The following is a 14,167-nucleotide window of genomic DNA, read 5'->3' on the forward strand; positions in this document are numbered from 1 at the left end:
TAGCTGCAGGATCCGGATTATGGCGATATGGACACCCGGTTGGTCGACGACCCCCCCTGGCGAGAGTGATCTCGTGTTGGCCATCACCGGTGATTCAGTACTCAAGCCGGATACCGGGTGGCTGAGCCCATGGCAGGCGGTATCGCCGTTTACCGATAGCCGGACGAGCCCGGTTTATGTGGGGCAACTGGACGGTCAGGCGGTGTACGTGGCCGAAGCAGATACCCTTCCCGGCAAGCCCCAGCCGGTGCCGCTCAGAGATGCATTGTTGATGATGGAGGACGCGCCGGCACATATGCTGGGTACCGCCTTCCAGATTCACCACTGGTGGCGGGACCACCGGTTTTGTGGCCGCTGTGGCGGGACGACCGGCCTGCACCCCCTGGAGCGGGCGAAGTGGTGCGAGGCGTGTGGCATTCCATGGTATCCGCGCCTGGCGCCGTGCGTCATTGTGGTTATCCGCCGCGGCAAGCACATGCTCCTGGCTCGCTCCTCCCGGGTAAAGCGCCACTTTTTCAGCCTGATTGCAGGGTTTGTGGAGCCCGGGGAGACTATTGAAGAAGCCGTGGTGCGGGAGGTCAAAGAGGAAACCGGGCTGGATGTCAGCCGTGTTCGTTACCAGACCTCCCAACCGTGGCCGTTTCCCCATCAGTTGATGCTCGGCTTTTTTGCGGACTACGCCGGCGGCGATCTGGTGTTACAGGAAGATGAAATTGCTGAGGCCGACTGGTACCTGCCAGAGGAAATGCCTCCGGTGTCACCATCGACCACCATAGCTGGTCGGTTGATTCAGGCCATGGCGGAGGAGATCACCGGAAAAGGGGCGCAGCCGTGACAACCCCCAGGGTGCTGGTTTTTGATTCCGGCGTTGGCGGGCTGAGCATTGCTGCCTGTATCCACAGACAGTTGCCGTCCGTCCGCCTGGTGTATCTGGCTGACAACGCAGGTTTCCCGTATGGTAACCAGCCCGAATCGGTGGTGATTGAGCGCAGTCAGGCCCTGATTGCCGCAGCCATAGATGAGTATCCCTGTGATGTAATCGTTGTCGGCTGTAATACCGCCAGTACTGTCGTGCTTCCGCATCTGCGGGCAATGACCTCCACGCCGGTCATTGGCGTTGTTCCAGCCATCAAGCCTGCCGTAGCGCTGTCTGCGAACCGCCGTATTGGTGTGCTGGCAACGCCGGCGACTGTGCGCCGCCCGTACTTGGCGGGCCTGATTACCGAATTCGCAGATGGCTGCACCGTTGAGCGCCTTGGGCACCCCGATCTGGTTTACTGGATTGAACGTCTTGTAACCGGTGTGCGGGTCCCGGAGGAGTTGTTATACGCAGCGCTACAGCCATTTCGTGACGCGGATGTGGATACCGTGGTGCTGGGCTGCACCCATTACCCCCTCATCGCTGATCTGTTGAAAGCGCAAATGCCCGAAGTGAAATACTGGGTGGATTCCGGTGACGCTATTGCCCGTCGTGCCGCCTGGCTGCTTGGGGACCAGGGTTACCCGGTCGGGAGTCTGCGAGCCCCGCCTGATGACAGGCCTGTTGATGCGGCCCTGTTTACGGGCGATGTGCCCAGTGGGCTGGACACGTTTCTGGCGCCGTTGAACCTGGGCAGCACGGAAATCCGGGGACGGTGGCCGGCCGCGTTTACAACTGTTACAACAGCCGAGTCAGTTTGAACATCGCCAGGAATTCCAGCGCCGGTAAAGAGCGGCGGTGGCAACAATAGGTTTTGAAATTGTCGCCACGGAAACGCGACTTGGTGAATTCCAGCCCCTTGAAGTTGTAAAGGAAATTTCCCCTTTCATACAGGCCATGCATGATGCGTTTGAGCAGGCGGCTTTCCTGGTGCTCGGTGGCCTGGTCCAGTGACAACGGAATCAGCCCCAGGTCCAGGTAGGGCACACCTTCGGCCTTGAATACGTCCATGGCGTGAGCCATCAGAGTGTAGAAAATACCCTGGCGGAAATCGGCATTGGCCCTGGATATATTGGGTACGTAGCTGATGATTTCGTTGTTGCGGTAGATGGGATCAAAGTAGATAAAGCCCACCGCCTTGCCATCCTGGTAGGCGTAGAAGTGACGTTCGTTTTCCCGGTATTCCATCTCCATGGGGCGAATCAGGAAGCGGATTTCCTTACTTTTGCACTTGCGCGTGCGAATCCAGGCGTCGGAGATTTCCCGGGTGTGATCGTCGCTGAAGCGCTCCTTGACGGTAATGGCATTTTTCTCTGCCTGGTTCAGGGCGGTGCGCAGAATCTGCTTCTTCTTGCCGGTCAGCGACCAGCTTTTCAGGTTGATACGGGACTCGCTGCCAAACTGGGTGCCATACAGGCCAAACCGGCGATAGAGATAATCCACCACGGGTTTCGAGACCTGGATATAGCAGGCGTTGGGGAAGCGTTGATGGAATCTTTCCAGTACGACGTCAAAGTGCTCGGGGGCGGTGACCGGGTCAGACAGAACAAAGGTTCCGCCCCACTTGCGCATGTAGGCCAGGTAGCCCACGCCGGGTACATCAAAATATTGCATGCCCGGCTGCAACGTCGAGAATGACTGGGAGTGGGTGCCGAACTTTTTCAGGTAGCCGACACGTTCCGCAAAGGTAAAGGCACCTTCGTCCAGTGACTGAATGCCGTCGAGCGAAAGAATCTGGTCTGACATGGTGTTGCTCCCCGTTTGTTACGCCTGTTTCTGTCCCAGGATCGACCAATAGCAGTTCATGTTCAGCAGTTTGAAATGCTTCTTCTCGGTAACGTGAAGGCCAAGACGCTGCATGTGCTCGGGGTAGTTGTAGATCTTGTGGAAAGCGTTGTTGGCAAACAGCCAGAAGATGAAAACGGCCATGTACCAGTACATTTTCTTGAACAGGCGGGCGACAATGTTGCCGGTGGGGTAACAGAAGTCGCCAACTACAACCCTGGCGTCGGCTTTGCCCAGGCGGATCAGGTGCTCCAGCACCCGCACCATCATGTCTTCGTCAAAAACGTTGAGGAAGAAGTTGGCGACGACCATGTCGTATTGCTCGTATTCGTCCACTTTCATGATGTCGCTGTGAATGCGACGTATGGTGAGGTGAGGGGCCTCCTTTTCCTGGGCCTCCCCGAACTTTCGTAACATGGTTTCCGACAGGTCTACCACAGTGACATCGGCGCCCAGTTCTGCTGCACGGATGGCGTCACGACCATGACCCACCCCAGCAAACAGTATGCGTGACCCGGGTTGCACCGTTTCCACATCAAGCATGGCGGTTTTGCAGCGGTGGATGTTCCGGCCGCTGTAGAGGTTGCTCAGAAAGTCGTAAACCGGACCAATGTATTTGTATTTATCATGCATGGTGACTTCTGCCTGTCCATATTCAGTGGAGGCTTCCATCGTTCTTGTAATGATTGTTTCACCGGTTGGTGAGTTCGATAGAAGCGCCTGATGGATTTGAGCTTAGAGAAGCCAATGGGGGAATTATGTGCAGTAATGCGCATTTCCGGATACATAAAGTAACGAACAGCAACACTTTGCAAACCAGATCAACATTTTAGATCTTAGTGTCCGACAATGGAGTATCGATTTTAGTGGCGGGTCAGAATGCGGCAGCACGGGCGGGCAGGTGGCCCAGGGTTTTCTCGATGACATCCGCTGGTCGTGCCGGGCCATAGAAGAAGCCCTGAACCTGGTGGCAGCCAAGACTTTTGAGGTAGGTCAGTTGTTCGTTGGTTTCCACGCCTTCAGCCACTATTTCCAGTTTCAGGCCGTGGGCCATGGCGACGATGGCGTTGACGATGCAGGCGCCGTCCTCGCCACTGCGAATCGCCCTGACGAAAGACTGGTCGACTTTCAGGGTATGAATGGGCAGGCGATGGAGGTAGTTCAGAGAAGAGTAACCGGTGCCAAAATCATCAATGGCAATCCTGACGCCCAGCGCAGCCAGTTCACGGAGTTTCTGACTGATCTGCTCAAGGTCGTTCATGATCACGTTTTCAGTGATTTCGATCTCCAGGTTTTCCGGTGGAAACCCGTGTGCATCGATCTGTTCCATCAGGGTCTCTACAAACCGGGGATGCTCCACCTGTACCGGTGACAGGTTGACCGCCAGTCGCAGGTCATTGTGACCGTCCCGGATCCATTGCCCGACATCACGACAGGCCCGGTCCAGTACACACTCGCTGAGTTTGGCAATCAGTTTGGTTTCTTCCGCGAGGGGCAGGAAGTCCCGGGGATAGAGCAAGCCGCGTTCCGGGTGTTGCCAGCGTACAAGCGCTTCCAGGCCCACGATCCGGTTACTGGTGGAGCAAACCTGGGGCTGGTAGAACACCCGGAGCTCGTCTCTCTCCAGCGCCAGCCTCAGGTCCCGTTCCAGGTTCAGGCGGTTGGCGGTATCAATGCTCATACTCTCGGAATAGAAACGATACCCGTCTTTGCCGCGGGCTTTGACATGGTACATGGCGATGTCGGCATTCTGGATCAGGTGGTCCATCGATTCACCGGCTTCGGGATATATGGCAATACCGATACTCACGCCAACAAAAACTTCGTGGTCACCCAACTGGAACGGTGCTCGCAGGGCCTTGATCAGTTTTTTGGAGATCTGCCTGGCATCCTCGTGGCTGTGGATCGATGGCAGGAGCAGGGTGAACTCGTCGCCACCAAACCGGGACAGGGTGTCGCCCTTGCGAAGGCAGCGTTCCAGTCTCTGGGTCACTGCCTGCAGCAAGCGGTCGCCCATGGCATGGCCGAGGGTATCGTTAATGACCTTGAAGCGGTCGAGGTCGAGAAACATCACCGCCAGTTTCTGTTCACTTCGCCGGGCGTGGGTAATCGCCAGATCAAGACGATCCTTGAACAGGGCGCGGTTGGGCAGCCGGGTCAGCAGGTCATGATAGGCCTGGAAGTTGATAAAGGCCTCCGCTTCCTTGCGCTCGGTGACATCCCGGGCGGTGCCGTAGTAGCGCGCTTCGCGGGTGCCGTGCTTGCCTTCCTCGTCGTTGGAGTGGGGCCAGGTTTCAGGATCGATGGGAAATGCCGTGATTTCGAAATGCCGGTTGGCCTTGCGGCTGCCACGAGTTTTCAGCCTGACTTCAAGGGTGCGGGGATTGTCAGCCGAAATGTTGGGGCCTTTGAGGGCATAGGTGCCCCGGGCGATGTCCCTGTCGTCCAGGATGTGGCGGAAGTGCCGGCCACAGAGTTCAGCCGGCTGGTAGCCCAGCAGGCTTTCGATTTTGCTGTTTACAAAGCAGAAGTGGCCGTCTCCATCGAGCATGAAGACGATGTCCGGCGAACTGTTGACGATGTATCGGTGAAGCTCTTCTGATTTCTCCAGGCGCATGCGTATGTGTTCATGGGCACGAATCAGTGAGCGCTTGCCAAGAACGCCATTTACCGTTGTCAGCAGTTCTTCGGGGTCGAATGGCTTGCGAATATAGTCCAGTGCGCCTCTGCGCAAGGCCCGGCTGACCGAGCTGAATGAACTTTCTCCGCTGACTACCACCACGCCGCAGTCTGGTTGTTCCGAGGCCAGCCGCTCCATGACATCAAATCCGTCCACATCCGGCATGCGCAGGTCCAGCATTGCCAGATCGAACGATTCTGTCGCGAGGATACGGTAAGCCATACGGCCGCCTTCCGCCTCGGTGACATCATACCCCTTGCCTTTGAGCAGTGATGCGAGGCCGGCCAGCAGTCTCGGGTCGTCATCGACAACGAGAATACGTGGCGTTGTGCCGCGGTGGGAGGTCCATTCGGTGCTCGAAGGTTTCATTGTTTACGCCCGTCGCCTTTCGTCATTCATCATCGTTTTTGTTATTTGCCGCCGAGGGGAACAGTATTCGGAATGCTGTCCCTCCACGCCCTGTGCGGCAATTAATGATGCCCTCCATGTCATCAATGAGTTGTTTTACCACGCTCAGGCCGAGTCCACTGTGGCCATTGCCTTTCGTGGATCGAACCGGAGAAAACAGATTCTTGCGAATGTCGGCAGAAATTCCTTTGCCACTATCCGCTATCTCCAGTTCAACCCAGGTTTCCCCGCCTTGCCAGACCGGAGCCAGTGTGTGGATGGAGACATCGCCACCCTCAGAAAGACTTTCCGCGGCGTTGCGGACCAGATTGATCACCACTTGCCGGATCACTGCGCGGGGAACCGAAACGTCGGTTGGTTCCTCGCAGAGATCCAGCGTCAATGTTTTCTCATCGCTACTGAAAAGGCTGTCCTCCAGCAGGTCACGCAGTGTCCGTAGTTCATCGTTAAGGTTACAGACTCCGGGGGAATCAGGTGAGTCATAGCCAGGAGTGCGACTGATCTGCAGCAGAAGGTCGCCGGCGCGGTCAAGTTCGTCGCGGATAACATCCAGCTCTTCCTGAACCTCGTCATCGTCGAGCCGGTTCCTCAACTGATAGATGTACTGCCGGATGATGGTCAACGGATTGCTGACCTCGTGAACCTGGCGCCGGATAGTGTCCCGGGCCAGCTCAGCGTCGATATTCTCCCGGTTGTCGCCCCGTTCGGCGAGCATGGTAGTGACGGCTTGTGACAGTTTTTCGCTGAACAGTCTTCCCAGATCTTCGGTCTGCCCGGAATTATTGGCATCGGTACCTACGGCAAACACCCCGGTGCACTGCTCGTCACCACTCACCGGGATGGCAACCAGTGAGGGGGTTTTCAGCAGCGATAACAGTTGCCGGTCGAGCACTGTTGGCGAACGTTCGCCAAGGCAAAGGGTGGTTCCCGTGGTGAAGGCTTCGGTCAGTACACTGGTGGCTGGCCCGCTGGCAACCGTGAGGTCGGGGACATCTCCAATGCTGGCAGACAGCAGGGTCAGGCCATCCCCGGCCTCACCGAAATACAGGGCTGGCAGTCCGGTGATCAGTGTAAGGCTGTTGACGGTGGCCGCCAGATACTCCTGGGCGCTTCCGCCTATCGGAGACAGCCCCAGCGCCTGATTGGCCATGGCCTGTTTTAGTATTGTCTGCTTGAGTTTATGATTGGAGTGGCTGGCATCGTATTCGTCAGACAGCGGTATACCGAGGGATTCGGCCACGCCACTGACCTCCTGGTCAATGCGTCGGTTGATTTCCCGCGTCAGTTCTTCGTTAAGTCCGAATATGGTGCCAGCGGCGGCAATACCTGCTGCGTCTGACTGGGCGAGTCTGGTGGCAAGACTGATCAGTTTGACCAGGTGGCCGGCATCGCGAATCTCGGTTGGCATGGCCTGCTGATAACGCATGGCGTCGGCGGCCATGGAGCCCAGCCCCCAGGAAGTGACAAGCTCCGCGGCGATGTCTGCCTGGTGGTCAAAATAATACTGTTGGGTATCTCCCGGGGGCGTCTTCAGGGCGATCAGTTCGCCCACGTTATGGAGCATGCCCAGCATGAAGGCCTGGTCGGGTTCGGGGTAGCGCGTGAGCGTCGCCAGCGCCCGGGCTGTCAGGGCGGTTGTGAGGGAATGGCGCCAGAAATCCCTGACTTGCTGCCACTGGTCTGCGCCCAGTTCGTACAGAATCTGTCGCAGGGCGGCGGTGAGTACGAGGGTATGAAAGCGGCGTGTGCCGAGCCGTAGCAAGGCCTGATCTATTGAGCGAACTTCCGCAATGGGGCCGTAAAGTGCGGAATTGGCGAGGGCAAGTACTCGTGACACCAGTGCGGTGTCTGCAGACACAATATCACTGATCCTGCGGTAGTTCTGATCCTGATGACAGGCTTCCAGCGCCCGGAGGGTGACCTCCGGGAGACTTGGTAACTGTATGTCAGGGGCAATCTGCATAAGCCTGCCTGTGTTCAATGCCGGATTAGTCGTCAGTTTCTGACAGTTTGTTCATGAAAAACATCGGATCTGAGCTTAGACAATAAGTCGTGCTTATTAAACAGTTATTGTTCCTTTTTTGGGCAGAGTATTACCCGGCTTGTGATGTGTGTAAACTTTTTACAGATAAAATGTAGCTGATTTATCCATTTTTGCTCTGTCAGATAGCACGTTTTTGGCTACAGTTAGAGCTCTGTCCGGGTTACACTTTGATCGAGTGCACAAAATCCCGGCGCCAAACAAGAACCCATGACGGACTCTCTTACGACCAGGCAACAGCAGAGCCAACCCAGGACACTGGCGATTACCGGTGGCAAGGGAGGTGTGGGTAAAACATCGGTTGCACTGAACCTTTCCCTTACCCTTGCCCGTGAAGGCCACAGGGTACTTCTGCTGGACGCCGACACTGACCTTGCCAATGTCAGCATTATGCTGGGGCGCTATCCCACGCGGACTCTGGCCAACGTGATGACCGGCGAGTGCCGTCTTCGTGACGTCATCATGGAGTCAGAGTGGGGGCTCCACATTGTTCCCGGGGCTTCGGGGGTCGAGCAGTGTGTGGATATGGCGGCGGAGGACAGTCTGCGCGTACTCAGGGCACTCTCAAAGCTGGAGAAAGACTACGATTATGTGATCACGGACACGGCGTCGGGGTTACAGAAAACCGGGATGCACATGATTGCGGCGGCGGAGCTGGCCTGCCTGGTGGTCACACCTGACCCCGCTTCGCTGACCGATGCTTTTTCCCTTATCAAACTGCTGATTCGCCGTGGTTATCGCAGGACACCCAGCGTGCTGGTCAATATGGCTCAGGGCGCCAGCCAGGCCAGGTCTGTATTTCAGCGCCTGGAATCCGCCGCTCAACGTCATCTGGGGATCCAGTTGCATTACCTGGGGGCTGTCTGGCGGGATGAAACGCTGCGCCAGTCGGTCCTGAACCAGCGCCCGGTGGCGCTGATGAATCCATCGGACCCTTCCTGTCGTCAGTTTCGCACTTTGTGCGACATGCTCAATGTGCGCTTGCGCCAGCTTCCCCCGCGAAAAGCCGGAATTGCCGCCTACTGGCACCGGATATCCACAGCGCCTGCAGTACCTGCACCTGCCTCTGGGAACAATGAATCTGGCTCTCGCCCAGACCCGGTTGCGGAGTGCAAGCGGCTGATTGCCGGGATAGGGAAGGTGCTGGACGAAAACAATGACGCGTCTTTGCTGCGCTATGAAGCGTTTAACGGCTTTTTTGCACTGTTGGGGCGCACAATTGATGCAGATACGATTGAAATTATCCAGACGGGGATGGCTTCTCTTGACTGGGAGCGCCTCGATAAAGAGCAGCGTGCCCATCTGGCTACGCACCTCAACCACCTCGCCAGCCGGGTCGATCCGCAATCCCGTCGCGATCGTTCCGGTCAGAGCAATGCGCAGAAAGAAGTGCCCCGGAAAGAACGTGAACCCTATTATGATCGCATCAGCTTCGGCGACCAGAGCAGGCTTGTGAGAGCACTCAGGGAGCAGCCTTCTGATATTTCTCTCGACCAGCTGTTACGATCTCTGGCAGGTACTGACAGGAACGGCTCCTGACCGTTTTTCAGTCAGCTTTCTTTCCGGAAATCACGTTATTTTATCGTCATTTTATTTACGCTTTTTGTAGCGTAACTTTGCTGTGTGTCACCGCACTGTAATGGCGTCTGTGCAAATATTAACCCCATTCCCCGGAATCGTGGCCCGCAAAATGCAGTGGTCAGGGAACGGTTATTTTCAATCTGAAATCAGTTGCACGTAATGGCTGCACAGTGATTAGAGAAGGAGTTCACGCCATGGCAAAACAGCCCCTACAAGCCGGAACCTCAGCGTCGGGCGTTCTGGAACAGCTTCGTGGCAAACACGTACTTATCACCGGTACCACCGGGTTTCTCGGTAAGGTAGTGCTGGAAAAACTGATCCGCACGGTGCCGGATATCGGTGGTATACATCTGCTTATCCGAGGCAACAAGCGATACCCGGGAGCCCGTGAGCGGTTTGAGAACGAAATCGCCAGTTCGTCGGTATTCGAACGTCTCCGGCACGAAGATAACGAAGCCTTTGAGAATTTTCTCGAAGACCGCGTTCACTGTATCACCGGTGAGGTGACCGAGCCCCGTTTCGGCCTGGCACCGGACCGCTTCCAGGCGCTTGCCGGGCAGGTGGATGCTTTCATCAACTCCGCAGCCAGTGTCAACTTCCGGGAGGAGCTCGACAAGGCCCTGAAAATCAATACCCTGTGTCTGGAGAACGTGGCAGCCCTGGCGCAGTTGAACAGTCAGATGGCCGTTATCCAGGTGTCCACCTGTTACGTGAATGGCAAGAATGCCGGGCAGGTTACCGAGTCGGTTATCAAGCCTGCCGGCGAATCTATTCCACGCAGCACGGATGGTTACTATGAAATCGATGAACTGGTGCATCTGCTGCAGGACAAGATCGCGGATGTCCGTTCCCGCTATTCCGGCAAAATGCTGGAGAAGAAACTGGTAGACCTCGGAATTCGCGAAGCCAATCTGTATGGCTGGAGCGATACCTATACCTTTACCAAATGGCTTGGCGAGCAACTGTTGATGAAAGCCCTGGCGGGCCGGTCGCTGACCATCGTTCGCCCATCGATTATAGAGAGCGCACTGGAAGAACCATCGCCCGGCTGGATTGAGGGTGTGAAAGTTGCCGATGCCATCATTCTGGCCTATGCCCGTGGCAAGGTATCCCTTTTCCCCGGTAAACGCAGTGGCGTCATTGATGTCATTCCGGTGGACCTGGTTGGCAACAGCATCATTCTGTCCCTGGCTGAAGCGGTCACCGAGCCCGCCCAGCGAAGGATCTACCAGTGTTGCAGCGGCAGTTCCAATCCGATTTCACTGGGCCAGTTCATCGACCATCTGATGGCAGAGGCGAAGTCCAACTTTGCCGACTACGATCAGCTATTCTACCGCCAGCCCACCAAACCCTTTATTGCCGTAAACCGCAAACTGTTTGATGTGGTCGTGGGTGGCATGCGTTTGCCGTTGTCCCTCGCCGGAAAGGCGCTGAGGCTGGCAGGCCAGAACAGGGAACTGAAAGTTCTGAAAAACCTGGACACTACCCGGTCGCTGGCGACTATCTTCGGATTTTACACGGCACCGGATTATATTTTCCGCAATGACGGGCTGATAGCCCTGGCCTCTCGTATGGGAGAGCTGGACCGGGTGTTGTTCCCGGTGGATGCGTGCCAGATTGACTGGCAGCTATACCTGCGCAAGATCCACCTTGGCGGCCTCAATCGATACGCCCTCAATGAACGCAAGCTATACAGCCTGCGCGCTGCCCGGCCCCGGAAGAAGGCAGCCTGAAAACTGCATGATGGCGGATCCCTGTCGCCCGGGGACCCGCTTTTCACTTGTTGTTTCTGGCAGTGGGTCTATCCTTTATGACAGGCTCCTGAACACCAGCCTTACCCCTTGTAAAGTCGTCGTTTTGGCTAAAAGTGCTGGCGCATTAGGACGTTAGTCTAATTCATTGTTCACTGGCACGCATGTTGAACTATGGGTATCCGTCTTCAGGGCTTATTTGCCCGCACGCTCTAAATTACAAAACCGATAATGACAACAGTCTCTGACTAATAAAGGGGGAGCACAATGACTGATAAACAGGTTTATCCGGTAAGCCCGGATGTGGCCAAACGGGCCCTGCTAAACCGGGATCAGTATGAGAAGATGTATCGCCAGTCGATCGACGACCCGGAAACCTTCTGGGCCGAACACGGCAAACGCCTTGACTGGATCAAGCCTTTCTCGAAAGTAAAGAACACCACTTACGACTACGACAACCTTTCCATCAAGTGGTTCGAGGATGGCCAGCTCAACGCCTCCGCCAACTGCCTGGACCGGCACCTGGAAAAACGCGGTGACCAGACGGCGATTATTTTCGAAGGTGATGACCCCGCCGATTCCCGCAATGTGACCTATCGCGAACTGTATGAAGAAACCTGCAAGTTCGCCAACGTCCTCAAAGACCAGGGCGTCAAGAAAGGCGATGTGGTCACCATCTACATGCCCATGATTGTCGAAACCGGCGTTGCCATGCTGGCCTGTGCCCGTATTGGTGCCATTCACTCTGTTGTCTTCGGCGGTTTCTCACCCGAAGCGCTCGGTGCCCGTATTGCCAACGGCAAGTCCCGCTTTGTGGTAACCGCCGACGAAGGTGTACGCGGCGGTCGCAAGATTCCGCTGAAAAAGAACGTGGATGCAGCGCTGAACAATGAAGCCGGCGCTGACGTTGACAAGGTGATTGTGGTCAAGCGCACCGGTGGTGATGTGCCCTGGAAAGAGGGCCGCGACCAGAGCTATGAAGAACTGATGAAGGGCGCGTCTGCCGGTTGCCCGGCAGAGCCGATGAATGCGGAAGATCCATTATTCATGCTCTACACCTCCGGTTCTACCGGCGCACCTAAAGGGGTACTGCATACCACCGGTGGTTACATGGTATTCACGTCCATGACCCACGAATACGTGTTCGACTACCACGATGGCGACATCTATTGGTGTACGGCGGACTTCGGCTGGGTCACCGGCCACAGTTATATCTTGTACGGTCCGCTGGCCAATGGTGCGGTTACTGTCCTGTTCGAGGGTGTACCTAACTATCCAGATACCTCCCGCATGGGTCAGGTGGTGGATAAACACAAGGTGAACATCCTGTACACCGCGCCCACAGCCATCCGTGCCCTGATGGCCGAAGGTGAGTCGTGCATGAATGGCACAACCCGTGAAAGCTTGCGCCTGCTGGGTTCAGTGGGTGAGCCGATCAACCCGGAAGCCTGGGAGTGGTACCATCGTGTGATTGGCAACAGCAAGTGTCCGATTGTGGACACCTGGTGGCAGACCGAGACCGGTGGCATCCTGATTTCCCCGCTGCCCGGCGCCATCGATCTGAAGCCTGGCTCAGCCACAGTGCCGTTCTTTGGTGTGAAGCCGGCGCTTGTGGATAACGATGGCAAGATTCTCGAAGGCAAGACCGAGGGTAACCTGGTTATCCTCGACAGCTGGCCCGGCCAGATGCGTACCATCTATGGCGACCACGAGCGCTTCAAGCAGACCTACTTCAGCACCTACAAGGGTATGTACTTTACCGGTGACGGTGCCCGCCGTGATGAAGATGGCTACTACTGGATTACCGGCCGTGTAGACGACGTGTTGAACGTGTCCGGTCACCGACTGGGGACCGCCGAGGTGGAAAGTGCCCTGGTGGCCCACGACAAGGTTGCCGAAGCGGCTGTGGTAGGTTATCCGCATGAGATCAAGGGGCAGGGCATCTATGTCTATGTGACCCTGGTGCATGGTGAGGAGCCTTCAGAGGAGCTGAAGAAGGAACTGGTCCAGTGGGTGCGTAAGGAAATTGGCCCGATTGCGTCTCCGGATATCATTCAGTGGGCGCCTGGACTGCCCAAAACACGTTCTGGCAAGATTATGCGTCGGATTTTGCGTAAGATTGCGTCAAACGAGCACGATCAGCTTGGTGATACCTCGACGCTCGCGGACCCGGGTGTAGTGGACGATCTGATCAGCGGTCGTGCGAACAAGTAAGGCCTGCCTGTGATCAGGCTGTGACCCTGTGAGGAATCTGTTGAATGACACAAACCATTATCGTCGCCGATGATCACCCGCTGTTTCGGGCAGCTTTGAAACAGGCGGTCAGTCAAGCGGTACCTGATGCCAGAACAGTGGAAGTGGACAGCATCAAGGCGCTGCAGGCGGCGGTAGAGTCGCATCCGGATGCGGATCTGGTGTTGCTGGATCTGAACATGCCGGGCGCCCATGGCTTCTCCGGGCTCGTGTTCATGCGCGGGCAGTACCCCGGGTTGCCGGTGGTGGTGGTGTCAGGATCGGAAGAAATGCAGGTCATGCGTCGCTCGATCGACTACGGGGCGTCGGGCTTCATTCCGAAGTCGGCGCCTTTACCAACCATTACGGAGGCTATTCAGGCGGTCCTGGAAGGGGATGTCTGGTTGCCGGAAGGTGTGGCGGACAAGATCGAGCGGATGCATTCGGACATGACGGATTTTTCCGAGAAGCTGGCGTCACTGACGCCGCAACAGTTCCGGGTGCTGGGTATGCTGGCCGAAGGGCTTCTGAACAAGCAGATTGCGTATGATCTGGATGTGTCAGAGGCGACGATCAAGGCGCATATCACGGCGGTATTCCGGAAGCTGGGGGTTCGCAACCGGACCCAGGCGGTGATTGCGATCCAGCAGATGGAAATTGATCCTTCTGATACGTCGTTGTCTGGCAGCTGAGTGGTCTGAGGTTTTACGGATTAAAAAAGCGGAAGTCCTGTTTTGGGATTTCCGCTTTTTTATGTATGGGAAGTTGAT

10 protein-coding genes are annotated in these 14,167 nt (G+C 56.4%); 6 read left to right on the forward strand and 4 right to left on the reverse strand.

Going from position 1 to position 14,167, the window contains the following annotated elements; all coding sequences use genetic code 11:
* Positions 1–19 precede the first annotated feature (19 nt).
* Together nudC and murI are read left to right on the forward strand one after the other, a co-directional pair.
* Complete coding sequence (nudC, locus tag ABJM11_RS13295) at positions 20–835, forward strand: NAD(+) diphosphatase (protein WP_348296364.1); 816 nt, start codon at positions 20–22, stop codon at positions 833–835.
* Complete coding sequence (gene murI, locus ABJM11_RS13300) at positions 832–1,680, forward strand: glutamate racemase (RefSeq protein WP_348296365.1); 849 nt, start codon at positions 832–834, stop codon at positions 1,678–1,680. Before nudC ends, murI begins: the two co-directional genes overlap by 4 nt.
* Here murI and ABJM11_RS13305 read toward each other — a convergent pair.
* From ABJM11_RS13305 to ABJM11_RS13320, 4 genes are all read right to left on the reverse strand, one after another.
* The gene (locus ABJM11_RS13305; protein WP_348296366.1) at positions 1,658–2,665 is read right to left on the reverse strand and encodes a DUF2156 domain-containing protein; all 1,008 of its coding nucleotides are present in this window, start codon (positions 2,663–2,665) and stop codon (positions 1,658–1,660) included. The two genes, murI and ABJM11_RS13305, sit on opposite strands and share 23 nt — an antisense overlap.
* An 18-nt stretch (positions 2,666–2,683) precedes the next feature.
* Entirely contained in the window at positions 2,684–3,337 is a 654-nt protein-coding gene (locus ABJM11_RS13310; protein ID WP_348296367.1) for a class I SAM-dependent methyltransferase, read from the reverse strand.
* 241 nt (positions 3,338–3,578) lie between these two features.
* The gene (locus ABJM11_RS13315; RefSeq protein WP_348296368.1) at positions 3,579–5,753 is read right to left on the reverse strand and encodes an EAL domain-containing protein; all 2,175 of its coding nucleotides are present in this window, start codon (positions 5,751–5,753) and stop codon (positions 3,579–3,581) included.
* A gap of 22 nt (positions 5,754–5,775) precedes the next feature.
* Positions 5,776–7,755, reverse strand: a complete 1,980-nt coding sequence (locus ABJM11_RS13320; protein ID WP_348296369.1) for an HDOD domain-containing protein — start codon at positions 7,753–7,755, stop codon at positions 5,776–5,778.
* A 288-nt stretch (positions 7,756–8,043) separates the two neighbouring features.
* On the opposite strand from ABJM11_RS13320, the gene ABJM11_RS13325 reads away from it, so the two are divergent.
* The 4 genes from ABJM11_RS13325 (at position 8,044) to ABJM11_RS13340 (ending at position 14,089) form a co-directional block, all read left to right on the forward strand.
* The gene (locus ABJM11_RS13325) at positions 8,044–9,372 is read left to right on the forward strand and encodes an AAA family ATPase (protein WP_348296370.1); all 1,329 of its coding nucleotides are present in this window, start codon (positions 8,044–8,046) and stop codon (positions 9,370–9,372) included.
* A 236-nt stretch (positions 9,373–9,608) separates the two neighbouring features.
* The gene (locus ABJM11_RS13330; RefSeq protein WP_348296371.1) at positions 9,609–11,147 is read left to right on the forward strand and encodes a fatty acyl-CoA reductase; all 1,539 of its coding nucleotides are present in this window, start codon (positions 9,609–9,611) and stop codon (positions 11,145–11,147) included.
* Between the two features lie 285 nt (positions 11,148–11,432).
* Positions 11,433–13,379 (forward strand): acetate--CoA ligase, encoded by a 1,947-nt coding sequence (acs, locus tag ABJM11_RS13335; protein ID WP_348296372.1) that lies wholly within the window; start codon positions 11,433–11,435, stop codon positions 13,377–13,379.
* 44 nt (positions 13,380–13,423) lie between these two features.
* Complete coding sequence (locus ABJM11_RS13340; protein ID WP_027831250.1) at positions 13,424–14,089, forward strand: response regulator transcription factor; 666 nt, start codon at positions 13,424–13,426, stop codon at positions 14,087–14,089.
* The last annotated feature ends 78 nt before the right edge of the window (positions 14,090–14,167 follow it).

This window comes from Marinobacter sp. (assembly GCF_039977835.1).
In the GTDB taxonomy this organism is placed as follows: domain Bacteria; phylum Pseudomonadota; class Gammaproteobacteria; order Pseudomonadales; family Oleiphilaceae; genus Marinobacter.

What these genes read in the sequence shown, in the direction of transcription:
- ABJM11_RS13310 (WP_348296367.1), bottom strand. Translation starts at nt 3,337, where the DNA reads ATGCATGATAAATACAAATACATTGGTCCGGTTTACGACTTTCTGAGC.
- nudC (WP_348296364.1), top strand. Translation starts at nt 20, where the DNA reads ATGGCGATATGGACACCCGGTTGGTCGACGACCCCCCCTGGCGAGAGT.
- ABJM11_RS13330 (WP_348296371.1), top strand. Translation starts at nt 9,609, where the DNA reads ATGGCAAAACAGCCCCTACAAGCCGGAACCTCAGCGTCGGGCGTTCTG.
- ABJM11_RS13305 (WP_348296366.1), bottom strand. Translation starts at nt 2,665, where the DNA reads ATGTCAGACCAGATTCTTTCGCTCGACGGCATTCAGTCACTGGACGAA.
- ABJM11_RS13325 (WP_348296370.1), top strand. Translation starts at nt 8,044, where the DNA reads ATGACGGACTCTCTTACGACCAGGCAACAGCAGAGCCAACCCAGGACA.
- ABJM11_RS13315 (WP_348296368.1), bottom strand. Translation starts at nt 5,753, where the DNA reads ATGAAACCTTCGAGCACCGAATGGACCTCCCACCGCGGCACAACGCCA.
- ABJM11_RS13320 (WP_348296369.1), bottom strand. Translation starts at nt 7,755, where the DNA reads ATGCAGATTGCCCCTGACATACAGTTACCAAGTCTCCCGGAGGTCACC.
- acs (WP_348296372.1), top strand. Translation starts at nt 11,433, where the DNA reads ATGACTGATAAACAGGTTTATCCGGTAAGCCCGGATGTGGCCAAACGG.
- ABJM11_RS13340 (WP_027831250.1), top strand. Translation starts at nt 13,424, where the DNA reads ATGACACAAACCATTATCGTCGCCGATGATCACCCGCTGTTTCGGGCA.